Origin of the sequence: Desulfatiglans anilini DSM 4660 (assembly GCF_000422285.1) — a bacterium.
Lineage (GTDB): Bacteria > Desulfobacterota > DSM-4660 > Desulfatiglandales > Desulfatiglandaceae > Desulfatiglans > Desulfatiglans anilini.
Genome location: NZ_AULM01000011.1, coordinates 46,896 through 71,447, shown reverse-complemented (window position 1 = coordinate 71,447; position 24,552 = coordinate 46,896). Strand labels below are relative to the sequence as shown.

The window sequence follows — 24,552 nt, the reverse complement described above, 5'->3', positions numbered from 1 at the left end:
TATCGGGTGTCATGAACGGAGTCGGAACAACAGGCGGTTCGTCCGCATTCCGCCTTTTGCAAGGCACCTGGAAGACACTCGAGGCGGATGACCGACGTGAATCTGGACAAAAGAGGATCCAAAATTTGAGTGGAGCTAATATAGAAAAGGGTTCAGGGCCTGTCAAGCGGTTTGAGCGGATCGGAGATAAACGTCTCGATCAGATCAACATGTTGTTTTTCTTCATTAATAATCTTATCGAGGCCCCCTGAAACCATTGAATCGGCTATTGCCGTCTGGATCATCTGGTAAAAGAGGATGGTATCCTTCTCGAATTCGAGGGCAGCCGCAAGGACCTCCTTGATGGTCTCGATCCGCTCGAAGTCCACCTCAGCCAGCGAAAAACGCTGCTCCCCCAGGATGTCGCCGAGGAGCCGGCGCCCGAAATCCCGCATGCTTTCATCGCGCCCTTCGTCAGCGCATTCCTTCTTGAGCGCCTCGAACCATTCCACATGCTCCCGCTCATCCGAGGCCAATTTCGTCAGGGCATCGACCAGGTCCGGCCGTTTCGCCTTCCCGGCCGCCTCTGCATAAGTACGCTCACCGTTCCGCTCGATCTGAATCGCCAGATCGATAATCTCACCCAACTCGAACACGTCATTCTCCTCTACAACTGAGTGTCCATCCGGAAATGATTTCCCGGGAAGACCCGGTTTCCAATCCGGAAACGAGGATTTTTCCCCACACCTTTTACATCCCCATCGCCTGACGCCCACTCCCGGCAAGCGGGAGCGGCCTCCCTCTCCCGGATCCATGATGCAGCCTTCGACAGCACACTATTCTCTTGCCAGAACATCGAATTTATGGTTTTTATGCAACTAAAATCGGCTTGACAGCGTATTGGAAAATCCCCGGTGCCCGGGCCGTTTGGGAACGGCCGGATGCAAGCCCTGTGAAATCCCATGGAATGCAGCGCACACAGGAGTGCGCCGCAGCGGCACGGGTTGAACGTGACGAGCAGACGGGCATTTTTCAATGGCCTGCCAAGGTCGAACCCAGACCGTTTCAAGGAGAATCTCATGTACACAATCGTTCTACTCCGCCACGGGGAAAGCCTCTGGAACAAGGAAAACCGTTTCACCGGCTGGGTCGATGTGGACCTGTCCGAAAAGGGCATGGAAGAAGCTCATGAAGCCGGCAGAATTCTGCACCGGGAGGGTTTCAGCTTCGACTTCGCCTATACCTCCGTCCTCAAACGGGCCATTCGAACCCTGTGGATCACCCTGGACGAAATGGATCTCATGTGGATCCCCATCCGGCAGAACTGGCGTCTGAACGAACGTCATTATGGTGCCCTGCAGGGGCTGAACAAGGCCGAGACCGCCGAGCGGCACGGAGAGGAACAGGTGCTCATCTGGCGCCGCGCCTATGATATCGCTCCCCCTCCGCTGAGCCTTGACGATCCCATGTATCCCGGGAGCGACCCGCGCTATCGGGACGTCGACACGGCGAAACTCCCCCTGAGCGAATGCCTCAAAGACACGGTCAACCGTTTTATCCCTTACTGGTCGGACGTGATCGTGCCCACGATCCGCGAAGGCAAGCGGGTCATTATCGCCGCCCACGGCAACAGCCTGCGGGCCCTCGTAAAGTACCTGGACAACATTTCGGAGAAGGATATCGTCGGAATGAACATCCCCACAGGCATCCCGCTCGTTTACAAACTCGACCGCCAGATGAAACCCCTCGAAAACTACTACCTGGGAAATCCGGAAGAGGTGAAAAAGGCTCAAGAGGCTGTCGCCAACCAGGGGAAGAAACGCTCCGCTTAGCGGCATGGTCAAAGACTCCCTGTGCACCGGCCGGTGAAAGATAGGCAGATGCCAGGACTGCAAAACCCCGTGGAATGAAGTGCACGAATAAGTGGGCCGCCGCCGCGCGGGATGAGCGCAACTCAACGGATGAGCGTTTTTCAACGGCCGGTCAGGCCTGGGCCTGTTTCTGCTCGAAGGGTTCTTCCGCGATCCTGATGAAGGCGGGCAGGAATTCTTTCCAGATCTGCATTCCGATCCGATTTTGCGTGCTGACAATCTCCTGGAGGATCTGACGGTTCGTCAGCGGGTTTACCAGGACCGCTCGCAGCACGACGATGTTTTGCGGCCTGTACCGGGTAGATTCGAGCGTGGTGCGGGATACGAACGTGCTGTCGTCCCGTCTGAGGGCCTTGTGCAGCTTGATGTTCAGGCCATTGATCAGGTGGTTGATCTTGCGGATCTTCCGTTCCAGCTCCCTGGCCTCTTCCTTGCGGTTCGGCGAACAGTCGCGCAAGGCCGCTTGCAGGCGGCGAAGCTTTTCCTGGGCGGCCTCCGGGATGAACCGGTAAGCGAGGATAAACAACTGGGGCTTGCTGAGGGTCTCGAAATTGCCGCAGTGGTCCAGAATCTCCTTCAGCCGCTTCGTCGAAAGCTGCGCCTGCTTGAACAGCAGCCCATAACCGTCCCGCCCCATGATCTTCAGGGCGGCCCAAGGTTTCAAACAGGCGAAGGGCCGTGAACCCTCGATCGTGAACCGCCCTGTATCCACCGAATTCCTGCGTATCACGTACTGGGAAGAATGGCGGATCACATTGAGGTCCTTCTCGTTTCGGAAAAGGACCATGCCCATCGTCATCGGACAATAAAGCAGCTTGTGGGCATCGATGGACACCGAATCGGCCTGCTCGATCCCCTTGAAGAGGGTCTGATACTCATCCACGAGGAGGGCGGAACCGCCCCAGCAGGCGTCCACATGAAAATGCGCGCCCGCTTCCCCGGCGATCTGACCCAACTCGGCCAGATTGTCAACGTTGCCCGTCTCGGTGGTTCCAGCGATGCCGACCATCGCCATCACCTTGACCCGTTCCGTCTCCTGCTGGAACTGTCTGATCCTCCGGCGCAGCTTGCGCAGGTCGATGCGATTGCATTCATCTACAGGGATGGTGACGACGTTTTCCTCCCCGATGCCGATCATGCTGGCCGCCTTCTTTATCGAATAGTGGCCGCGGGTCGACACCAGTACCACAGCCCGATCGAAGCCGTAGTGTTTCAGTGCACGGCCTATCCCAGCCCCCCTCGCACCGGGAAAATCCCCTTCGACGGGAAAGGCCTTTTCCCGCGCCACCAGCAAGGCCGTCAAATTGGCAATGGTCCCGTCAGCGGTGACATTGCCCAAGGCCACCCGGGGATCCTGCATATGCTTCTCGTAAAAACGCTCCCGCCGGCCGAAGACCAGGTGATGCATCCAGGCGATGATCTCCCGCTCGACAAAACTCGATGCCTTCGCTGTCTCTATCTTGACCTGATTCTGGTTGAGGGCGGCGATGATCATTTCCAGCAGTATCATGAAGTAAGGCACGGCGCTGATCATGTGCCCGATGTAATAAGGATTTCCGACCTTGACAGAGTGCTTGATAATCTTCTTTTTGATCTCCGCCAACACATCCTTGATCAACTGGGGTTGGTCCGGGACCGTTGTCTGGTTGAAAATCCGGCTCAACTCGGGCAGGCTGATGCTGCTGTGAATACCGCCCTTTTCCTGGAAGAACTCGTGGATCATCTCCAGCAGCTCACGGCCGAACTCGATGAATTTGTCCGGCGAATCGGGCATGATGAAGAGTTTTCTGAGATATTCCAGATTTGCCTTAACGGTTTTGGGCGCTTTGTCCATGGTGATTGTCTTTCATCCAGGGGAGGCTTACCCGCCTATTCGATGGCCAGTCGCGAAAAACTTGGAAATGTCCCTTGCTCCCATACACCCTCAATATGTATGATACGGGCAGGCTCTCTACAGGAGACAGGAACCGGCAGACGCCCCGGCTCACAGAGCGTGGCTTCGATCTTCCGCATCCGCTTCGGCGCATGAGCAGCCCTGTTCGGTTGTACACCCAACCTATGGAGAGAAACCCGCAGGAAACTGCCGCCGCCAAAGCGGCTTTCGACAGCCGGATCCTTTGCGCTGAGAGGGGAAATTGCCCACAGCCTGCGGCCCGAGCCCGGCGCACCATCAAACGCCCGGCGTTGACTGCCTGGCAGTCTTCTTTTAGACCCTGCACGGCACCAGCGCCCGCATCCTTTGTAGCTGCGCGGATTTTCACCACCTGTCACTTACTCGAGACAGGTCCTTAAGATCGAATGTTTTGATATAATGAAATTTTGGTTTAGAAGTCAAGCCTCTTGCCCATCAAGGAGACATCCATGGAAGCCTTCTCCATGCGCAGCGAAATAGCAGGCCGGATCACCCGCCTTCAGCCCATGCTGGGCAACAGCGGGCTCGATGGGGCATTGCTGGTCCAAAAGGTCGATGTCTTTTATTTCTCCGGTTGCGACCAGGACGCGCACCTGTGGATACCGGCATCCGGCGAGCCCCTCCTCATGGTGCGCAAAAGCATCGAACGTGCCAGGCAGGACGCCCGGCTCGATGCAATCGTACCCCTCGGCTCCTTTTCGCAACTTCCCGACCTGATCCATGGTCATCAGCATTCGCCTCCGCGGCGGATCGGTCTGGAACTGGACGTTTTGCCGGCCAGACTCTATCTGACCTACGCCAAACACTTCCCGCAGTGTAGTTTGGAAGACGCCACCAGCCTCGTGCGCCGAGTGCGGATGATCAAATCCCCCTATGAAATCGATTGCATATCGCGAGCTGCAGCCATGGCGGACAACCTGCTGGCCGAGGTGCCCCTGATCATTCGGAACGCCCCGACCGAGTCCGCGCTGGCCCTCGAACTGGAGGCCTGCTACCGCCGCATGGGGCACCCGGGTATCCTGAGGACGCGGGCCTTCAACTCGGAATGCTTTTACGGGCACGTGCTCGCGGGGAAAAGTTCCACCGCCCCGAGCAATGCACCCGGCCCCACCGGAGGGGAAGGCCCCGGTCCTTTCTATTCCCAGGGGGCCGGCCACGGCCCCATCCGGCCCCACGAACCGGTCATGGTCGACTACACCGCCAACGTCAATGGATACGTCGCGGATCAGGCAAGGACCTTCGCAATCGGCCTGCTCCCGGAAAAATTTCAACGTGCGCACCGCGTCATGTGCGATATTCAGAACGCGGTCGCAGAGCGTTGTCTGCCGGGGGCCACCGCCGCGGACATGTATGACCTGGCGCTGCAGATGGCGGATGAAGCCGGTCTTTCGGAAGGATTCATGGGCCACCCCGAAGCGGTTCCATTTGTAGCCCATGGTGTCGGGCTCGAACTGGACGAGTGGCCGGTGATCGGGCGCGGGATCCCCATGACTCTCAAGGCTGGGATGATCATCGCAATGGAGCCGAAATATATCTTTCCAGGGGAAGGCGTGGTCGGGATCGAAAACACCTTCGTGATCACTCCGAATGGTCTTCAGAAGCTCAATCATTTCCCGGACGAGATCTGCACCGTCTGACCCGCGAGAAGAATCGCGCGGCGAACTTCTCATACCCCGCTTTGGCCGGCGGCTCACCCTCTCGCCTGCAGCAACGGACGGCGATCAGGCCAGGAAAGGACCGATGCCAAAAAAAGCTGCTCAAAAAAATCCACCGGAGAGTTCCCCCCATGGCGGAAAGAAGAAGATCGTTGCGGCATTTCTGATCTTTGCCGCCGTCTATCCCCTCTGTCTGGTCGTGTGGATATCTTTGGTCAAACCCACATACGGCCTCGTCGTGGGGGAGACGGGAACCTATCTGGCCGCAGCGACCTTTCAAACCAGGCTCGAGACCTTCGAAAAGGGGGAAGAGGTCCTGGATATCGTTCACACCAAACCCCTGATAACGGACGAAGGCTTGGCGGACACCGTCATTCAGCTCAAGCTCCACATCTCCAACTTTTCATTCAACCTGCCGCTCACACTGGCGATCATGATCGCCCTGCTGCCCCTCTTCCAATGGCGTCCGCTGCACCTGTGCGAGGCCATCGGGTTGATCGTTTTCGTCCACCTGCTCTTCGTCTACTTTTTCAACGCGGCGCACATCTACGGTTATCTGGCCCAGATGAAGGCAATCGAACCTTCCGCGGTCAAAACCGTTTTTTGGGAATTCTCCTGGACCTTCATCGACAACCTGGTCATCCGGTTCGAACCGTTTCTGGTCATCGTTTACCTGTGGCTCCGCGAACGGAAACGGCTGTTAAAGCCTGACCCTGTTCCGGCTAAGAGGCGCACCCGGCGCCGATGACCTGCATCAACACATCCTCCGGGATCACGCCCCTGCGCAGAATCCTCGGCCGATCGCCGCTCACATCGAGCACCGTTGACGGGGCCAGTCCAGCTGTCCTGCCCCCGTCCAGGATCAAATCGACACGTCCTCCCAGCTGAGCCTCCACTTCCCGGGCATCGACGCAGGGAGGAGAACCTGACCGGTTGGCGCTCGTGCCGGTCACAGGACATCCCAATCCGGCCGGCAGCGCCGCAGCCACGGCATGACTGGACCACCGGATGCCGATTTTGCCCGTGCCTGCGGTCAGAAGCCTGGAAACGGAAGGACCGGCTTCGAAGACCAACGTCAGTCCTCCGGGCCAGAAAACGTGCATCAGCCGCCGCGCAAGCGGATCGACGCGCAGGGCCAACTGATCTACGGCCGCGGCCCCATCGACGAGGATCAGCAGCGGCTCGCCTGGGTCGCGCCCTTTGGCGGCATAAAGGCTTCGCAAAGCAGCCTCCTGGCGGATGTCCGCCGCCAGCCCGTAAAAGGTCTCGGTCGGAAAAGCCACCAGGCCCCCGCCCCGCAGGACTTTTAGTGCACGCACCAGCGCGGGGTGACGCTCATAGGGCGGCTGCAGCGCAGCCACGTCGGTCGGCCGAGAGGCTAAAGGTCCCAACGATCTATATTCCGCTCGGCCGCAGCGGTCATTTCCCGGCGGTACTCCGTAAAGCGCCGGGAAATCTCCTCCTCCTGCAGCGCCAGAATCTGGGCCGCAAACAGGGCGGCGTTCTTGGCCCCACCCCCTCCGATCGCCATCGTGGCAACCGGGATGCCGGGTGGCATCTGAACCGTCGCCAGGAGCGCGTCGAGTCCTTTGAGCGGGGACGAGTCGATCGGCACTCCGATAACCGGCAGGAGGCTGTTGGCAGCCAGAGCCCCGGCCAGATGGGCCGCCCACCCGGCTCCGGCGATCAGGACGCGGAGGCCTTTCGCGGCAGCCTCCATGGCGTATTCCTGGGCCCGTTGGGGAGTCCTGTGGGCCGAAAGGATCTTCACTTCATGCGGGATCTCCAGATCCTGCAAGATCTGGACACACGGCAGCATCACATCGCGATCGGACGCACTGCCCATGACCACGCCCACCAGCGGTTTTTTCTCCGACATGGATCGACCTTTCCAGACGGCTTCAGCCGTGAACAAAGGGTTCAACGCTTCGTCTCCGAACAGGGCGACGGGGCCCTTTCGGCGATCAGGCCTGTCTTGCCATCCCCACCAGGGGGTAAATAATCATCCCGCAAAGCCATGCGATGTCCTCAGCGGAAAGAGCGCCGATAATGCTCCGATCGAAGAGGATGTTCCCTTCGGGCGGGAATTCGTCGTCTCCCTGCCACAGGATGAGCAACACCGGCACCCCCGGCAGGGCATCGACAATGATGGAGGCATCCCCTTCACCGGCCGGTTTTCCGCCGTAAACCTTAGCGGCCAAGGTCACCAGGCGCTCCGGCTGCTCGCCAAAGGTCTGCACCATCGGATTTTTGGCCCTCCTCAAAAAAGGGTCCAAATAGAACTTGCCGTCCGGTATCTCCTGATAAGCGACCCATTCTCCGCTCGGCGCGCCCGGCCCGCTTCCCTCCAGAAAATGCAGCAGCAGGACCTGCTGCTGGATGGGAAGCTCTTCGCCGGTCTGTTCATAAACCGGCAACACCTCCGGCCAACACACCTTCACCTGCCGGTTCAAAAAACGAATGACCAGGCAGGGATCCTGGCCCTGCGCCCCTTCAAACCGCCCTCCGGCCCTGTCCGCCACCCGCTTCGGGTTGGCCTCTTTCAAGGCGCTTCTGGCGATTTCCGCCGCCTTCTTGTAGTCGTCAACGCGTGCCATATCAAACCTTTCCCGGGATTGCCTCCCTTGTGGGTCCTTCCCGTCTTCTCGCCGCAAGAAACCTATTTCGATTCCTTTGTCCCGGAACAGCCCTCGAAAAAAGGTCCGCCCGCCTGCAAAAAAACCACGGCAGGATCGGCGCAATCCATCGGCGCCCCCTGCTTTAGATCCTGACAGGTCAGGATGGAAGTGTTATAGTTTTATTTATTGGATGATTTCAAGCCCCTTTTGTGCAGACCTGAGAGATGTAATACTTCGTGCCCGATCATGCCCCGCAGGAAAAAGAAAAACCGTACGCCGCCCGGCCGGGGCGCGGTAAAATCCATGGAGGGACCTTTCAACCCGGTTCTGGGCATGCGCCGCAAACAACGGCGGCCGAAAGCCCTTCCCGCGGCGGAGGCGCCGCCTCCGCCGCAGCCGCAGGAAATCCCGGACGAGACGGAGGTTTTCCTTCGCGCCATGACGGATGTCAAACCCCTGGTGCGCGGGAAAGGCATGGTCACATCCCAGCCAGATCCCCACCTGCGGCCGCCGCACAGCGCCAGGGACGACGAACTGGAGGTGATGGCGCACCTGTCCGACCTGATCAGCGGCGCAGCGCAACTCGATATCACCTTCAGCGACGAGTATATCGAAGGGTGCGTGCCTGGGTTCAGCCGCAAGCTGATGCTGCGCCTCAAGCGCGGCGAATTTCCCGTTCAGGATTACATCGATCTGCACGGCCTGACGAAGCAGGAAGCGGAAGCCCAGCTGCGGGGATTCCTGATACGCAGCCACCAGTTGGGGCTTCGCTGCGTTTTGGTCGTCCATGGACGCGGCCTGAATTCGGAAAACAACATCCCGGTGCTGAAGGAACGTCTGCCGGTCTGGCTCAACCGCGGCAGCATAAAACGCATCGTGCTTGCCTTTTCGACCGCGAGGCCTTATGACGGCGGTACGGGGGCCATCTATATCCTGCTGAGAAAGTGGCGCAGCGGACGTTGACGCCTCGACCTGCGCATTGCTTTTCGATAGCCGACTTGCTATAAGGGTCCGGTGCAGCTCCTCCCCGCCGAATCGGAATCCCCAACCGGGCAGGAACCGGAGCCACAACTCCCGGACCCAGCCCTGAGGACACTTTCAGACCTATGAAACTCGGTATCATTGGACTTCCCGAAGCTGGCAAAGCGACGGTTTTTGCAGCATTGACCGGCGCCAGGGGCGAAACCCCCGGGCAGGCCGGCGCCTCGGATCCAAGAATCGCAACCATCACGGTTTTGGATCAACGCATCGACTATCTGAGCGGCGTCTACCAGCCCAAAAAAACCACCTATGCACGGATCGAATACCTGCTGCCCTCGGAAATCCCCTCTGCCAAGGCGTCCAAGGCTGAAAGGGCCCTCTGGTCCCAGGTCCGCAACTGCGACGCCCTGCTCCACGTCGTCCGGAACTTCCCGTCGCTCGATGGAAGGCCACCCGAAAGCGAGCAGGACTTCCGGCAGGTCGAGGAAGAGATGATCCTGAACGACCTGGTCGTGGTGGAAAAGCGGCTCGAACGGCTTGAACTCGACCGCCGCCGCGGCAAGCCGCCGGAGGGGAAAGAGCAGGAACAGCTCGAGGCGTGCCGGGCCATCCTCGAAAAAGGCGCCGCGCTCCGCTCCGACCCGGAGCTCGCCGAAGCGCCGGAACTACGGGGTTTCACCCTCCTGTCGGCCAAGCCGATGCTGATCATCCTCAACAACCAAGATGAAGACGTGGCCCTGCCGGAATGGTCGACGCCCCCCACCGGGGCCGACCGGATGGTGGTGCGAGGCCGTCTCGAAGAGGACATCGCCCACATGACTTCAGAGGAGGCCCAAGAATTCCGCGAGGCCTACGATATTGCAGAATCTGCACTCGATCGCGTGATCCGACGCTCATTCGAACTCCTGAAGCGCATCTCCTTTTTCACGGTGGGGCCGGATGAGGTCAAGGCCTGGCCGATCCCAGACGGCACACCTGCACTCGAAGCGGCCGGGGCCATCCATTCCGACATCAAACGCGGCTTCATCCGCGCCGAGGTCTTTCATTTCGATGACCTCGAAGAAAAAGGGACTTTTCTCGAATGCAAGAAGGCGGGGCTCGTGCGTCTCGAAGGAAAAGATTATCGCGTGAAGGACGGCGACATCATCACGTTCCGCTTCAATGTCTGATCATCACCCGCGCCGGCTCCGGCAAAGCCCCGAGGTATCAGGATGGCCCAAGGGCCGGCCTCGCCGGTCTGAACCATTGAACCCTTTATGAGGTCTTTTGCCATGAAAAAGATCAAGGTAGGCATCATCGGCGCCGGCGGGTACGGCGGCTGTGGTGCCGTGGAGCTTCTCAACCGCCACCCCGAAGCCGAAATCGCGGCCCTCATCGACCAGCAGGACATCGGCAAGGCCATCAGCGACCTCTACCCCCATTTGACCGGCTTCTGCGACCTCCCGCTGCGCAGTCCTCAGGACCCCGAGCTGCCCGAAAATTTCGATGTGGTCTTTTTCGCCACGCCGGACGGGGTCGGTCAGAAGGAAGGTCCGAAGTGGCTCCGGAAGGGCACCAAGGTCGTCGATTACAGCGGGGATTTCCGCTTCAACGACCCGGACACGTATGCGGGTTATGCAGCCCGGATCGGAAGGACCGAACCCCATGCGTCGCCGGATATGCTGCCCCGAAGCGTATACGGCCTGGCGGAGCTTCACCGCGAGGGGATCTCCCGGTCGGATCTGGTGGGAAACCCCGGCTGTTTCGCGGTCAGCTGCATCCTGGGCCTGGCGCCGGCCGTCAAAGAGGGCCTGATCGATCTGGAGGGCATCATCTGCGACGCCAAGACGGGCGTGTCCGGTGCGGGGAAAAAGCCCTCGCCCACTTTCCATTACCCGGCGCGCTATGAGGCCATGAACGCCTACAGGATATCCGGACATCAGCACGTCTATGAGATCGAAAGGGAGTTGGGGCTTCTGGCCGGCTCAGCGGTCACCCTCACCTTCACACCTCATGTCGTCCCCCTCTGCCGGGGGATCCTCTCCACCATTTATGGCAGCCTGAAGCCCGGAAAAGGCCTTCCGCAGGTTCTCGACGCCTATCGATCGTTTTACGGGAAGGACGTCTTCGTCCGAGTCTTCGGCCCGGACAAGCCCCAAAGCAGCATCAACGTGCGCGGCAGCAATTTCTGCAACCTGAGCCTCAACATCGATGACAGGACCGGAAAGCTGATCGTCGTCAGCCACATCGACAACCTCGTCAAAGGGCAGGCAGGCAGTGCCGTACAGAACATGAACATCATGTTCGGTCTGGATGAAACGGCTGGACTGATGAACCCCGGCATCTTTCCCTGATGCCTGGTAAAACTCGCGAACCGGCACGGGTTTCGATGATCGACCGAGAGAAGTCCGTTGTAAGGTATGCTGCCGAGGGGCCTTCAGAGGCCCCTCGGTCTTCAGGAGGGACGTGCAGGAAGAACAACCAACGCTAGAGAGCCAGGCCCAACAGCCGGCAGGGCCCGAGGCCGCATCAAAGACCCAGGACCTCGGAGCACTGGTTCCAGATGGATCTCACGCTTTCAACCGCTTCCGACCGCTCATCGTATTCCAAAATGGTCTGGCCGACGACCATAGACCGGGTGAACACCGGATCAAAGGGTACGCGGTCAAGAACCTTGATCCCGTTCTCGCGCGCGAAGGCCTCGATGCCTTCCGCCTGTTCCACATTGAGATCGAATTTGTTCACACACACCATGGCGGGGACACCGAAGTGCGCGGCTAACTGCGTCACCCGCATCATGTCATGCCGACCCGAAACGGTCGGCTCGGTGACGATCAAGAGGCCCGCAGCCCCCCCGATTGCAGCGATAACAGGGCAACCGACGCCCGGGGGCCCGTCGGTCAGGATCAGCCCGAGATTCTTCTCTTCGGCGATTTTTTTAGCCTCCTGCCTCACCAGGGTAACCAGCTTCCCCGAATTCTCCTCGGCGATCCCCAGCCGCGCATGCACCAATGGGCCGAAGCGGGTGTCGGACACAAACCAGTCCCCGCACCGGTTCAAGGGGAAATCCACCGCCTTTTCCGGGCAGAAATACACGCAGACCCCGCAGCCTTCGCAGTCGATCGGGTCCACCTCGAACGTCTCACTGATGGCGTCGAACCGGCACAGGTCACGGCACAGCCCGCACTGCGTGCAGCGCTCCGGAACGATCACCGCCGTCCGGCCGCTTTCGAAGCCATGGCTCTCTTCGACATGCGGATCCAGAATCAAATGCAGGTCGGCTGCATCCACGTCCGCATCGGCCAGGACCTTGTCCTTCGCCAGGGCGGCAAAGGCAGCGACGAGGCTCGTCTTACCCGTTCCCCCTTTACCGCTGATAACCACGAGTTCCTTCATGCCGGCACCCCCTTCCCAACTGCTGCATCCTGGATATCCTGATAGAGTCTGACAAACCGCTCTTTCCACTCGGGAAACGCCTCCACTACAGGGACCCCGCGGGAGTAGGCCTCAGCGATTTTCCGCTCGAACGGGATTTCCATCAGGATGGGAATGCCTTCTTCTTGGGCATATTCATAGACCTTCCGATCGCCGAGGTCCGACCGGTTGATCACGAGGCCGCACGGGATGCCCAGCACGCGCACGGCTCCGACAGCGAGCTTCAAATCATGCAGACCGAAAGGCGTCGGCTCCGTCACCAGAAGGATGAAGTCCGCCCCCTTCATGGCGGCGATCACCGGACACGATGTACCAGGAGGTGCATCGATGATAGTCAAACCGTCCACAGGGGCCTTGGCCCGAACCTTCTTGATCAGCGGCGGCGCCATGGCCTCCCCTATCCGCAACCGGCCGTGAATGAAGCGGATGCCGTTCTGCCGGCCTTCTTCGATCACACCGAGTTCGCGCGGCTTTTCGCTGATCGCGTCCTCGGGACACACCTCCATACACCCCCCGCAGCTATGGCAAAGCTCCTCGAAGGGCAAGACCGTCTCGCCGATTACGATGATGGCCTTGAACTGGCAGATCTCACCGCACTTCCCGCACAGCGTGCACTTGTTCTCATCGACCAGGGGGACCGGAGTTGTCGCAATCTCGGGCCTTCCCAGGTCCGCCTGCAGAAAAAGGTGTGCGTTCGGTTCCTCTACATCACAATCCAGAAATACCAGGGGATCGTCCAGAGAAAGGGCCAGATTGGTCGCAATGGTCGTCTTGCCTGTCCCCCCCTTACCGCTGGCTACACTGATAATCATGTCTTTCAACCTCTTTCCGAGGGTCCGCCTGCCTTCCCCGTCTGCTTCAGCATATAGTCGTTCAAGGCTTCCTGGAGGGTCTCGCCCGCGAGCATCGCACAGTGCTGCTCTTCCTCCGGCAGACCGCCCAATCTTTCAAGGATCGCTTCTCCGGTCAGGTCGAGCAGTTCGTCAGGGGTCTTGCCCAAGGACATCTCAGCCGCGAACGATCCGCAGACGGCGCTCGATCCGCAGCCATCCGTATCGAAAAGGGCCGTCCCCACCATGTCCCCTTCAAATTTCAGGAAGATTTCCATCGTATCGCCGCATGACCCTCGTACGCGCGCGTATCCGTCGGCATCCTCCATCCGCCCGTGGTATTTCGGGTTGAGCCACCGCTCGAAGGCAGCCTCGCCGTAAGCCGCTTTAGTCTCTTCGAAGATCTTTTCCTGAAGTTCCTGAACGAAATCCTCCAAATCACCTTTCATGGATCGAACCATCCTCCTCTGTAGAAAAAATAGGGCACTCCCGCCGGACAACGGACTCCCGGGAACAGCTTCGGCCGGACGGATAGCCTGCTCATCATCAAAAGAATCCGTCAAGAGGCCGTCCACCGCAAATCAGCCGGATGGGTACACCCTGGAGGCATTATGTCTCAACAACGCCGGAAGTGCAAGCCGTCTTCAGGCGCGCCGGGCATGCTAAACACGTGTCATCGGGGTGCCGCACTTCGGGCACTTCAACTCGAAGCAGGGCACCCCCCGCTCATGCGGCAACCGCTCCCCGCACTGGGGGCACGCACACTCACCACCCGGCCCGAGACCACGCCCGCCGCCGGCGCCCCGGCCTTTCCCCGATAGCTCCTGACCTCTGCCCCTGCCCCGGTCTTCTCCCGAGCCCTGTCCTTGTGGTGTCATGTCGTACCTCCTTTCTATACCGGGCGCTGCGGCCTAATGATCGCAGACATTGGCGCCTGTCACGAGCGCATCCGCCAGATACTGATTGACAAGAGATTCCGCGGTCCCCATGGGGGCGCCCACAATCACCTCGATACTTTTTTCGCGCAAGGCCTGCTGAGCCATCTCGCCCAACCCGCCTGCTATCACGACGTTGGCACCCTGATCGTGGAGCCACTGCGGAATGACGCCCGGCTGATGGGGAGGCGGGGTGCGCAGGTCCATGTTTACAATCTTGCCGCCCTCCGTAAGAACGAAGGCGAACTGTTCCGAATGACCGAAATGAGCGGACAGTTTGCCTTCCATAACCGGAACGGCCACCATTTTGCGGTTATCCTCGGCCGCTGCCGCGCGACCGCTCTCGACCCCTGCCTGCTGCGCCGCGGATGTCTCACCGCCCGCAGGCATCAGCTCGACGATCTGATCGACCATCTTGTTGAACGCCTGGGCATAGGGCAGCTCAGGCTGGTCGAGAATCACCATTTTTCCGGAATCACCGTTCAGCACCACCTGGGGTTCGATCGGCAGGCTCGCCAGAAAACGCAGGCCCTCGCGCTTCGCGGTGAGCATGCCGCCGTGCTCCATGAACAGGGGAATCACTTCACCGCAATGCGGGCATTTCAGCCCGCTCATGTTCTCCACCAGACCAAGGATATCCATCTTGACCTGCCGGCAGAAATGGATCGATTTCCGTACATCCGCAAGGCTGACCTCCTGAGGGGTGGTCACGATCAGCGCCTTCGAATCAGGAATCGTCTGGGCCACCGTAAGCGGTTCATCGCCGGTTCCCGGGGGCGAATCGATCACCATGTAATCGAGATCCATCCACTCCAGGTCGGAGATGAACTGCCTGATGACCCCAATCTTCAGGGGGCCTCGCCAGATGGTCGCGACATCCTTGTCGTCCCCCAGCAGCGTTTCAATGGATATCACCTCCATGTTCGGCATGTACTGGACCGGTTTGGCCTTTCCCGAACGGCTGCCTTCACCGATCGTCCCCCGCAGCCCGAGCATCCTCGGGATGCTGGGGCCGTGCAAATCCACATCCATGAGTCCAACCTTGAACCCGCGTCTCGCCAGGGCAACGGCAAGATAAGCGGCGACGCTGCTCTTGCCGACCCCCCCCTTCCCGCTCATGACAAGGATCTTGTTCTTGATGTGCGCCAGCCGCTCCTTGATCTCCAGATCCTGAATCTCATGGGCCTGCTGTTGGATCGAACCGGCACCGCGTTTCTGTTGAGCGCTCATATTTCGAAAACCTCCCTTTTCCCTATAGTGATGTACGTCCGCAAACGCCCCTTTTATCTCACTCGTTACGCCGACCGGAGCATGGATCGCCTGGGCTTTTAGGCCGCCGGACTGCAAAGCATCTTATGCGGTGTGCGCCGCCGGCGATCAAGGGGCCCTTTTGGTTCGCGTAGTCAAATCGATCAATTTTAGTATGAAAAGCATCAGCAGACAAGCCTTCCTCTTCCATGCCGCGTCCGCCCAGCGAAAAATACGCTTCGAGTGGCTACCGGATGGTGTCGAACCACCGGAGGCGTTTCCGGGAACGATGGCCCCGCTTGAGAGCCTTCCCAGATCCGCAGCCTTCTATCGGTCCTCAGATTGTACCGTCCGGGTACGCTTCGCAAATCCGCGTCCTTTCCCGTCGTGCCGTCCACGATGATGCTCATGGCGGCAACCCGGCATGAGAAATCGCGGCTGAAAAAGCGTCCCGTCCAGATAGGCCTGCAGCACGTCCTCCACCGGTCCCGAAACCCAGGCAATGACGGAGATCCCGCTGCCTGCGAGCAAACGCGAAACCGCTTTCGTAACAGCTCCGCAGATCAGCGTTTCAACACCCAGTCCCCGCAGAAAATAACAGCGGCCATTGGTCGTGCCGGGTTCGAGAAGCGCTTCGAACCGACTGATTTGGCACCGATTCTTCACCTCGACCACCAGCACGCGCGAGGCTGTGTCAAAGACGGGAGAAACCTTGCCCTCCCAGACCGGAATAGCAACCTTCATCGGAATCGTCACCCCAGACATCCGGCCAGTCGCGTCAACTCTTTCCCATCTCCTTCATCCGGGCTTCGAGGGCCTCCAATTGTTTTCGCAGGGCCTTCACACTATCTCCCAGTTCCCGGAGGTCCTCCGCACTCGATCCGCCGGCAGGCCGGTTTTGCTCCATCGGTGCGTCCCCTGACCAGCCTTTGCCGCCCCCGCCGGTTCGGCACCCCATACCTCCGCCACGGCCACCCCCGCCGCCCTGCCTTCCAGCAAAGACACCCTGCGCGCAGGCGGCACTGCCTCCAAGACCATAGTGATCTTTGACGTTCGCGTTGGTCGTGCTTTCCAGCTCTCCGCGCCGAAATCGCTCCAGGGCTTCCCGGACCGTTCCCCCCTGGCCAATGATGACGCGGACGCCCGCTGCGGAAAGGGTCCGCATGGCATTCGGCCCGCAGTTCCCGGTGATCACGACGTCGGCACCCTTGGAGGCGACGAATTGCGCAGCATTGATGCCTGCGCCACCGCCGAGCGCGACGTTTCCGTTGTCAAACACCTCATATTCCATGGTCTCCGGGTCGACAACGATAAACCGCGCACAACGCCCGAATCTCGGATCGATGGACGCATCCAGATCATTGCCGCTGATACTGAGAGCTACTTTCATACCCTGTTCATCTCCTTTCGTTTCAGCCAGTATTTCACCATACTGATCATGTACATTCTCATTCATCCGGCTGCGCCGGAAATGATTATCCCCATTGAGTTTCCCTCTGGAAATGGTCTTTTGACAAATCTCGGCATCCATTTGCACGTTTGCTTATCCACCGGCCTATAGGCCGCCTTCCCGCAAACGCCCAGTTTCCGTCGAGATCGCCAACGAATCCATTCCCGGATACGAATCACCCCGCAAGACAGACTGCCTCACCAGCAGAAAAGGGGTGCCTCTTTCGAACCGAAAGCCGTCCACTCTCGAAGCTGTTTTCTATGCAGGCACTTCTACAGGGGAGATGTGAAGCATCGTTCGTGCCAAAGAACCTAAAACGGCGACGTGAAATTGTAAATTGAAGCAAAAACGAGGTGTTATCTCAGAGGACCGGTCAATTGATACAAGTGTTGCGCCTTAAAAATATGCAATTTTGCAAAGCGCTGGCTATTATTAATGCAAAAATGCAATTTTCAAATAGCTCTCTCGGCCACCGCACGATTTTGATCAACGCATGGGTGCATATCGCGGCCATCGATGGTCCTAAATGCGCACACCCGCGATACCCGCCATACAACCGTGCGAAGCCCGTCCACGCCGGGGGGCTGCTTTAAGAAGCGGCGCCCCCCTCCTCCTGCTCCTGCGCCATCAACCCCTTGACAAAGATAAAACGGAAGGTCTTGACATACTTTTCTCCGTCAATCCGATCACGGTTCAAGGCCCATTGATGCAACACACCGTCATGAATGGCCATAAAGGTCAAAGCAGCGAGTTCAGGATCCAAACCGGGGTTGATCAGTCCTTGGCGAATGCCATCCCTGATCAATTCGCTTATGAACTTCTGGTAATCTCTGTAGACAGACTTCAGCGCAGGTTCAAAATCTACATCCGTATTCAACTCCGTAGTAAGAAAAGTCAGAAAGAGACACAAATCTGGGTTTTCAAGAGCAAACCTGGAACTAAAACTAATTGCACAATTCAACTTATCAATAGCATTTCCAGGATGCGCATCAACCGTCTTTATCATTTTTTCTATATATTCTATCCTGAATTCATCTATTATTTTCAGAAGTAATTCACCTTTATTTTGAAAGTGTGCATATAAAGCCCCTTTAGTTAAACCCACTTCTTTAGTAATATCATTTATAGATGTACCATGATAACCATTTTTAACAAACAACGCTAAAGCAGCGTGCAGAATACGTTTTTCAGTTAATCCGCTTCGTTTCATCTGATATTTCCACTTTGATCAAAAATGATCACCTTTAATCAAAATAAAACTATTAAAATTTCATACTACATAAGATAAATTCATTGCTCAAAATGCTAAAAAAACCTTCGCTTTAATCATGAGATGCAGCGTGTAACAATTTTCTAAAAACTATAAAGCTTAACCTGAAAAAGTAAACCCATGCCACATAAAAACTAAGCTTTATTTTCGCAGCATCCTCCGCACCAACTCATAATGAACCGGCCTCTTCTGCGATTCGCGAAAAGCCGTCTCCTCTTTTTCAATACACTCCGCTAAGCCGCTTTCCTGCCCCTCACGCACCAGCCTTTTGACAGCCGCACAGACCTCTTCAGGTAACGATCCGATCTTCTCGGCAAGCCCTAAAACCGTCGCCAAAAGCACATCATCCTCGACCACCTGATTGATGAGACGATTCGCAAGTGCTTCTTCAGAGGATATTTTCCTCCCCGTAAGAAGCCACTCCATTGTTTTAGGATACCCGACCAAGCGAGGCAAGCAGAATGTACTGCCGAATTCCGGCGTAAGTCCGATCTGGACGAAAGGAGCGCTGAAATAAGCACTATGGGCCGCAATGCGGATATCGCATGCAAGCATCAGCGTCATTCCTACACCGACAGCAGGCCCATTCACGCCAACAATCAACGGCTTTGAAAAACGATAAAAAAGCTCCGGCAGTGATCTCTTATAAAATTCGGACGCTTTGCCTCCACGAATGAAGGTCTCATAATCCTCGAGGAATCGCCCCAGATCTGCACCACCACAAAACGCACGACCTCTTCCGGTCAAAACGAGGGCTTTCACATCACGGCTGGATTCAGAAAGGCGGACAGCTTCGCTCAATGCATCGACCATTTGGTCATCCATTGCATTCATAAGGTCGGGACGATTCAGCGTAATGACTCCTACCCCTCGCCTGACTTCATATAGGATCGAGTCTGACTTCATGTGCTATTCTATCCCCATGATCAAATTTAAACAGCGAAAATAATGCTACACAATGGGCAAACGAATCATTCTTAAAACGCTGTAAAAATCACTAAATAATCAATGAACCTCCATGCATCTTCCGCCAATTACAAGCTATCCGATACCATAACAGCAACTTTTGCGCATATTTTTATCGCAAATCTGCTTTTAACAATTAAACACGATATTTTAGACGTTCGAGAAGCTTTTCACTCTTTTTCTTCCAATCCTCACCGAAACGTTTATCATAAAACGGTCCGAAGCGCTCCATCCACTTCCACCAGGAATGGCGGCCTTTCGAACGACCTTCTAATACATCCTCCAAATAAACAACTATTTTGAACAATTTTTCCTTTGGAATATATAAATCGGCGCCTTTTTCAAAGGATTGAAATGTATTTTCCAAACTAAGTGCATGAGCAGTCAACATGACCGCGATAATGCCTTTCCCCTTTGCAATTTCCAACAATGAATATCCATCGACACCCATTATATCCAAAACAGCAATGTCAAAATGCTCATTCTCCAGTAAAGTTTTTGCTGTCTCAAAATCGGAAGCTGTCTTGACTTCGCACATACTGAGGATATCAAGCAACGTTTCCAGAATGTCGACTTCATCATCTACAAGAAGGATCTTCTTACCTTTTAGCAAACTTTTCTCATCCATAACACAATCATCCAGATTTTGTGTAAATTAATGGAAACCTAATGCATATACCAAAAAACTCGAAAGCAGTTCAGCGGATTATCTTAACAAAAAACACAGCGAAGGAATAACCATCGTGCAAACGGCAATTTATTAATTTACATAAAAAGATTAGGCAAAAACATCACAACTGCCGGGAATACATTCAATATGGCTAGCACTAGTAAACATATTAAGATGGCCGGAATGACAGCCATTGCTATTCTGGAGAAAGCTTCATCCATTACTAGCGCCGCGACAAAAAGATTGGCCCCTAATGGCGGTGTGCAATAGCCTATCCCCAAGTTGATCGTCAGAATAACGCCTAAAAATATCGGATCGATATTCAATGCGGTTACAGTCGGCATGAGCAGTGGCGTAACCACAATTATGGCGGAAAGCGGGTCGATGAACGTGCCCAGAAAAAGAAAAAACACGTTGATAAACAGCAAGAAAACATATTGAGAACTGATATTTTCAACAACAAATGCGGACAGATCCTGAGGAATTTGTTTCAAGGTCAAATAATCCGTAAAAATACATGCTCCAGCAAGCGTGATCAACAAGGCTCCGGTGGTAATACCAGATGTCTTCAGCACCCCGATAATCGACTTGAGATGCAATGTCCGATAAATAAAAAGCTCGATGATAATAGCATAAACACATCCCACCACAGCAGCTTCCGTGGGAGTAAAAACCCCACCGTAAATCCCGCCTAAAATCAAAAACGGAAGGATCAAAGCCCAAAACGCCTTCTTGAAAGGCCCAACGAGACCATCCGGCCCGAAAAGGGTGTCGTTCGCCCCGGGCTGTACCCCGTATCCGTGTCTTTTGCAGACAATCGCCGTATAAATGGAAAGTCCTGCTGCCAAGATCAGCCCAGGAATGAACCCTCCCAAAAAAAGCTTGGCCATGGACACATTCGCCACCACCGAATAGAGGATCATCAAAATGCTCGGCGGGATAATAACACCTAGAATGCTGGCTGTCGTCAGCAATCCTACGGCAAAGGCCTTTTCATATCTGGCCATGGCCATTGCAGGAACCATGATCGCCCCGATCGCTACAACCGTTGCCGTAGCAGAACCGGAAATCGCACCGAAAATCGCACACGCCATAACGCCAGCGATGCCCAGCCCTCCAGGGACCCTGTACATGAGCGCCTTGGTAAAATCAATCAGATAGCGGGAGGATTTTCCCTCTTTCATGATGTTACCCAAGAGGATAAAGAACAGCACGGCTTCAAGCGGGAAGGAATCCAGCTTGGAAAACAAACCCTCAGCTACCATAAGATATGGCAAGTTTGTAAACAACAACATTAAAAGAATAGTTGTTGCAATGAATGCAAAGCCAATCGGAACAGTCAACAAAAAACTGGCCAAAAGTACAACAACTAAAGCTATTATATCCATATCATAACCTTCGGGACAAAATTTAAAAATACTGTCATCCGCTCAATAAAGCCTAAACAACTGTCACCGCACTTTTGTATCAATTTTTAAAAACAGATACCAATCGAGATAAGTATTTTAAAAACATGAGACCTGTCGTTACTGGAATAATAGCATAGATTATATACATTGGCATCGGAAAGGAAGCAGCAATAGAACTGGTTTGATATAAAATCATTGTAAAATTATATGCATAAAAACAAAGGAGCGCAGAAATGAATAGGCATACTGAAACAGCAAAAAGCTCAGTACTGAAAATAAACCATTTTTTATTGAAAAAGCGTTGCAGCGCATCAATACGAATCTCAGAGTTTTTTTCTATTGATTGCGATACACCGATATAAATGATCCAAATCATCACATACCTGCTCGCTTCTTCCGGCCACGTTGGAGAGTTATTTAAAGCATACCTATAGACCACTGTCACAAATAAAATAATCAAATTAAATGCAAACAGCAGAACAATTGCCGAAGCCTCTAACCTGGATATCCATTTCATCAACGCAGACAGCATAAACCCTCCCCTTCATATGGAACATGGGAAATCCCCATGTTCCATTCAACGATAGGGTAGCTATTTTTCGAAGTTCATTTCCTTATAGAAGCGATCCAAGAAATCCTCTCCGATAACACTGCGATACTTATCATGAATAGGTAGCGCAATTTCTTTTAGAGCGTTTCTTTGATCTTCATCCAAGGTTATAATTTCAACTCCGGCATCCTCGTAGATTTTAAAAATTTTATCGTCATAATTTTTGCTTTCGGTTCTGGCTACAGCGGAATATTTCGCAAACGCATCCTGAAGCAATTTTTGATTGTCCGCTGACAGACCTTCAAACCATACTTTATTTACAAGGTACAAAAACCAACCGTGGATATGCTCCGTCTTTGTAAGATGTTTTGCCACTTCATACTGTTTGGAGGCGTGAGAACTGTCCAGTGTTCCGTCAGTTGCCTCGATAACTCCCTGCTGCAATGCAGTGTATATTTCAGGGAAGGCTATCGGCGTAGGCGATGCTCCCAGCATCTTATACAGGTCAACCAAAACCGGTGTAGGGAACACGCGGATCTTCACACCAGGAAAATCTTCCGGTTTCACCAAGGGTTTCTTAACAGATAAAATATTGAAAAATCCATAGCTTCCTATTCCCATCAACTTCAGACCTTTCTTTTCGAGAGAAAGTCCGATTTCTTTCATCATCTCACTGTTTGCAAGTTTTTCCACATCGTCCCAATTCTGGACTACAAAAGGCATCATTAAAATATTCGCTTTGGGTTCAATGGTCGAGATAGCCACGCCCGTAATGGCACCGGCCTGAACCGCTCCAATCTGAAGTTTGTTGAGACCGGCACTTTCAGCCCCCAACTGGCCGGACGGATACAATTGAACTTCGATGGCCCCTTTGCCCTCCTCCTGCAAGAACGTATTCATCTTCTCCATAGCTTTATTGATCGGAGAGAACGGAGGAGCAATGCTGTACAGTCCCATTTGAATCTTATCGCCGGCAACGGCACTCTGAATTCCGATAAAAGAAATCAGCGCCAACATCATCACAGACACCAACCAAAAGGATTTTTTCATTTTACATCTCCTTTTTAAAAAGAAAATTGTAGTTGCAGTAAAACTGTTTGATACGCTGGATTTCTAGCGCATAAATGATCTATACATTGTCTTTCAGCAATACCCTTAGACTTACCTTTTCAAGTTTTCCAGTGACAGTCTTGGGGAGTTCTTTCATAAAATGCACTCGTTTCGGGACTTTATAATTAGCAATGTTGTTGCGGCAGAACTGAATGATTTCTTCTTCCGTAGCAGATTGCCCCGCTTTCAGGGCAACACATGCCACAGCAATCTCCCCTTTAGCTAGATCAGGGAGCCCTACGACCTGTGCCTCAGCTATGACCGGATGGGTATAGAGCAGATCCTCGATCTCCTTCGGGTAAATGTTAAATCCTCCAGTAATGATCATATCGTTTTTCCGGTCTTTGATATAACAATACCCATCCTCGTCCAGATACCCCATGTCACCGCTGTGGAACCAGCCATTCTTTATGACAGCGGCGGTTGCCTCTGGCTTATTCCAGTAACCCTTCATAATATTGGGGCCCCTGATAGCCAATTCACCGACCTCATGAGGACCCACGCGCTTGCCGTTTTCATCTACGATCGCTATCTCGATCTCCGGTACGATGGGGATGCCGCAAGAATTGGCCTTCTGGACCCCCTTCCCACTGAGGGGGTTCATCAGAACGACGGGGGCCGCCTCGGTGGTTCCGTATCCTTCACTCAGCGGAGTAAATTTCTGGTTCCAAGCCATCAGTATGGGCTCCGGGGTGACCGCGGCGCCTGTGACGCAGTAGCGCAAGTGGATTTTGGCAGCGTACTCGTCCACCTTTGGATGGCTGATAATCGCGTAATACATGGTGGCCACCCCATGAAACGCCGTGGCCTCGTGTTTGGCGAGCGCCTGCAGGCAAGCCTCCGGATCGAACCGGCCCAACCAGACGAGCGTTCCGCCGACAAACCAGAGTTCCGCCATGACATGGGTCAAGGCGTAGGAATGGAAGAGAGGCAACGCACAAACGGTCGTATCTCTGTAGGTGGTTTCGGCCCAGTCGGCGCAATGCCGGCCGTTGGTCCAAAGATTGTTGTGGGTCAACATCACGCCCTTTGGTTTGCCTGTCGTACCCGAAGTGTACAGGATTGCTGCCAGGTCTTCCTGCTCCACAGGAACGGAATCGAAATCACGCTTCGCACCCTCGATCCACTTCTCATAGCTGATCGCTTTTTCTTCCTGCCCCCTCCCAATGACAATCATCTTCGGGGCCTTGTCGCCGACCTTCTCGATGATCTTCAAGGGCTCTGAAACGAGGTCCGCAGTCGTTACAATCAATCGAGGTGTGCAGTCATTGACAATGTAGTCCAACTCCCTCTGTTTCAACATGACATTCAAAGGATTGACTACCGCTCCGGCTTTTACCACGCCGAAAAACCAGAAAAAGAATTCTGGCACATTGGGTAGAAAGAGCGTGACACGTTCACCTTTTTTTATGCCGAGTTCGACAAGACCTGAGGCGATACGGCTCGCATTTTCGTTGATTTGATGGAAGGTCCATTTCCGGTCGTCGAATATTAGGCCGATTTTGTCGGGGTGAGCAGTGGTAGTATGTTCAAGATAGGTTGCCAGGTTGATTCCTCTCATAAGTTCCTCCTTCTGACAAGGCTGGAGGCCAGCTCCATGGGCTTTAAGTTGAGGGTCGATCTTCATTCAACGATAGAAAATCCTCTTTTGAACCTGACAACATCACCTCCTTTCGCACCTTGC

General features: G+C 55.0%; 25 protein-coding genes. 6 read left to right on the top strand and 19 right to left on the bottom strand.

The annotated features are described in order from the left end of the window. Positions 1 to 152: 152 nt before the first annotated feature. Positions 153 to 635, bottom strand: coding sequence for a ferritin family protein (locus H567_RS0110190; protein WP_028321324.1), 483 nt, complete (start codon positions 633 to 635; stop codon positions 153 to 155). 423 nt (positions 636 to 1,058) lie between these two features. Between H567_RS0110190 and gpmA the strand changes: the two genes are divergently transcribed. Next, a complete protein-coding gene (gene gpmA, locus H567_RS0110185; RefSeq protein ID WP_028321323.1) occupies positions 1,059 to 1,811 on the top strand; it encodes a 2,3-diphosphoglycerate-dependent phosphoglycerate mutase in 753 nt (250 codons plus the stop codon). 151 nt (positions 1,812 to 1,962) lie between these two features. Here the strand turns inward: gpmA and H567_RS24245 are convergent, their stop codons facing one another. Continuing rightward, positions 1,963 to 3,684: an aminotransferase class V-fold PLP-dependent enzyme gene (locus H567_RS24245; protein WP_051184702.1), complete on the bottom strand. Its 1,722-nt coding sequence runs from the start codon at positions 3,682 to 3,684 to the stop codon at positions 1,963 to 1,965. A 527-nt stretch (positions 3,685 to 4,211) separates the two neighbouring features. On the opposite strand from H567_RS24245, the gene H567_RS0110175 reads away from it, so the two are divergent. Continuing rightward, on the top strand, positions 4,212 to 5,399 hold the full coding sequence (locus H567_RS0110175; RefSeq protein WP_035254013.1) for a M24 family metallopeptidase: 1,188 nt from the start codon (positions 4,212 to 4,214) through the stop codon (positions 5,397 to 5,399). A 103-nt stretch (positions 5,400 to 5,502) separates the two neighbouring features. Next, positions 5,503 to 6,165 (top strand): exosortase H-associated membrane protein, encoded by a 663-nt coding sequence (locus H567_RS0110170; protein ID WP_028321321.1) that lies wholly within the window; start codon positions 5,503 to 5,505, stop codon positions 6,163 to 6,165. On the opposite strand, the gene H567_RS0110165 is transcribed toward H567_RS0110170, so the two are convergent. The 3 genes from H567_RS0110165 to H567_RS0110155 form a co-directional block, all read right to left on the bottom strand. After that, a complete protein-coding gene (locus tag H567_RS0110165; protein WP_084517124.1) occupies positions 6,140 to 6,808 on the bottom strand; it encodes an L-threonylcarbamoyladenylate synthase in 669 nt (222 codons plus the stop codon). The genes H567_RS0110170 and H567_RS0110165 overlap by 26 nt on opposite strands. Then, positions 6,796 to 7,296 carry a 5-(carboxyamino)imidazole ribonucleotide mutase gene (gene purE / locus H567_RS24240; RefSeq protein ID WP_035254010.1) on the bottom strand — a complete coding sequence of 167 codons (501 nt, stop codon included), beginning with the start codon at positions 7,294 to 7,296 and terminating at the stop codon, positions 6,796 to 6,798. The genes H567_RS0110165 and purE overlap by 13 nt, the downstream gene beginning before the upstream one ends. An 85-nt stretch (positions 7,297 to 7,381) precedes the next feature. Continuing rightward, positions 7,382 to 8,014 carry a DUF3786 domain-containing protein gene (locus tag H567_RS0110155; protein ID WP_028321319.1) on the bottom strand — a complete coding sequence of 211 codons (633 nt, stop codon included), beginning with the start codon at positions 8,012 to 8,014 and terminating at the stop codon, positions 7,382 to 7,384. Between the two features lie 324 nt (positions 8,015 to 8,338). Here H567_RS0110155 and H567_RS24235 point away from each other — a divergent pair, with 324 nt between their 5' ends. The 3 genes from H567_RS24235 (at position 8,339) to argC (ending at position 11,349) form a co-directional block, all read left to right on the top strand. Next, entirely contained in the window at positions 8,339 to 8,998 is a 660-nt protein-coding gene (locus H567_RS24235; RefSeq protein ID WP_161626599.1) for a Smr/MutS family protein, read from the top strand. A 143-nt stretch (positions 8,999 to 9,141) separates the two neighbouring features. Next, a complete protein-coding gene (locus tag H567_RS0110140; protein WP_028321318.1) occupies positions 9,142 to 10,185 on the top strand; it encodes a DUF933 domain-containing protein in 1,044 nt (347 codons plus the stop codon). 102 nt (positions 10,186 to 10,287) lie between these two features. Then, a complete protein-coding gene (argC, locus tag H567_RS0110135) occupies positions 10,288 to 11,349 on the top strand; it encodes an N-acetyl-gamma-glutamyl-phosphate reductase (RefSeq protein ID WP_035254042.1) in 1,062 nt (353 codons plus the stop codon). A 175-nt stretch (positions 11,350 to 11,524) separates the two neighbouring features. On the opposite strand, the gene H567_RS0110130 is transcribed toward argC, so the two are convergent. The 14 genes from H567_RS0110130 to H567_RS0110070 form a co-directional block, all read right to left on the bottom strand. Beyond that, the gene (locus H567_RS0110130) at positions 11,525 to 12,391 is read right to left on the bottom strand and encodes a nucleotide-binding protein (protein ID WP_028321316.1); all 867 of its coding nucleotides are present in this window, start codon (positions 12,389 to 12,391) and stop codon (positions 11,525 to 11,527) included. Next, complete coding sequence (locus H567_RS0110125; RefSeq protein WP_035254008.1) at positions 12,388 to 13,242, bottom strand: ATP-binding protein; 855 nt, start codon at positions 13,240 to 13,242, stop codon at positions 12,388 to 12,390. Before H567_RS0110125 ends, H567_RS0110130 begins: the two co-directional genes overlap by 4 nt. A 5-nt stretch (positions 13,243 to 13,247) precedes the next feature. Next, positions 13,248 to 13,709: an iron-sulfur cluster assembly scaffold protein gene (locus tag H567_RS0110120; RefSeq protein WP_028321314.1), complete on the bottom strand. Its 462-nt coding sequence runs from the start codon at positions 13,707 to 13,709 to the stop codon at positions 13,248 to 13,250. A 213-nt stretch (positions 13,710 to 13,922) separates the two neighbouring features. Further along, on the bottom strand, positions 13,923 to 14,138 hold the full coding sequence (locus H567_RS27860) for a hypothetical protein (protein ID WP_084517122.1): 216 nt from the start codon (positions 14,136 to 14,138) through the stop codon (positions 13,923 to 13,925). 33 nt (positions 14,139 to 14,171) lie between these two features. Then, a complete protein-coding gene (locus H567_RS0110115; RefSeq protein WP_051184699.1) occupies positions 14,172 to 15,425 on the bottom strand; it encodes an iron-sulfur cluster carrier protein MrpORP in 1,254 nt (417 codons plus the stop codon). A gap of 345 nt (positions 15,426 to 15,770) precedes the next feature. Further along, positions 15,771 to 16,187, bottom strand: a complete 417-nt coding sequence (locus tag H567_RS24230) for a NifB/NifX family molybdenum-iron cluster-binding protein (protein ID WP_161626598.1) — start codon at positions 16,185 to 16,187, stop codon at positions 15,771 to 15,773. A 34-nt stretch (positions 16,188 to 16,221) separates the two neighbouring features. After that, on the bottom strand, positions 16,222 to 16,833 hold the full coding sequence (locus tag H567_RS0110105; RefSeq protein WP_028321312.1) for a NifB/NifX family molybdenum-iron cluster-binding protein: 612 nt from the start codon (positions 16,831 to 16,833) through the stop codon (positions 16,222 to 16,224). Between the two features lie 649 nt (positions 16,834 to 17,482). Beyond that, entirely contained in the window at positions 17,483 to 18,103 is a 621-nt protein-coding gene (locus H567_RS0110100; protein WP_028321311.1) for a TetR/AcrR family transcriptional regulator, read from the bottom strand. A gap of 201 nt (positions 18,104 to 18,304) precedes the next feature. Then, positions 18,305 to 19,069 carry an enoyl-CoA hydratase/isomerase family protein gene (locus H567_RS24220; protein WP_051184697.1) on the bottom strand — a complete coding sequence of 255 codons (765 nt, stop codon included), beginning with the start codon at positions 19,067 to 19,069 and terminating at the stop codon, positions 18,305 to 18,307. Between the two features lie 196 nt (positions 19,070 to 19,265). Continuing rightward, positions 19,266 to 19,757, bottom strand: a complete 492-nt coding sequence (locus H567_RS0110090) for a response regulator transcription factor (RefSeq protein ID WP_028321310.1) — start codon at positions 19,755 to 19,757, stop codon at positions 19,266 to 19,268. Between the two features lie 137 nt (positions 19,758 to 19,894). Further along, complete coding sequence (locus H567_RS0110085) at positions 19,895 to 21,187, bottom strand: TRAP transporter large permease (protein WP_028321309.1); 1,293 nt, start codon at positions 21,185 to 21,187, stop codon at positions 19,895 to 19,897. Between the two features lie 79 nt (positions 21,188 to 21,266). Next, entirely contained in the window at positions 21,267 to 21,740 is a 474-nt protein-coding gene (locus H567_RS0110080) for a TRAP transporter small permease (RefSeq protein ID WP_028321308.1), read from the bottom strand. Between the two features lie 60 nt (positions 21,741 to 21,800). After that, complete coding sequence (locus tag H567_RS0110075; protein ID WP_028321307.1) at positions 21,801 to 22,808, bottom strand: TRAP transporter substrate-binding protein; 1,008 nt, start codon at positions 22,806 to 22,808, stop codon at positions 21,801 to 21,803. A gap of 79 nt (positions 22,809 to 22,887) precedes the next feature. Next, a complete protein-coding gene (locus H567_RS0110070) occupies positions 22,888 to 24,429 on the bottom strand; it encodes a long-chain-fatty-acid--CoA ligase (RefSeq protein WP_161626597.1) in 1,542 nt (513 codons plus the stop codon). Positions 24,430 to 24,552: the final 123 nt, after the last annotated feature.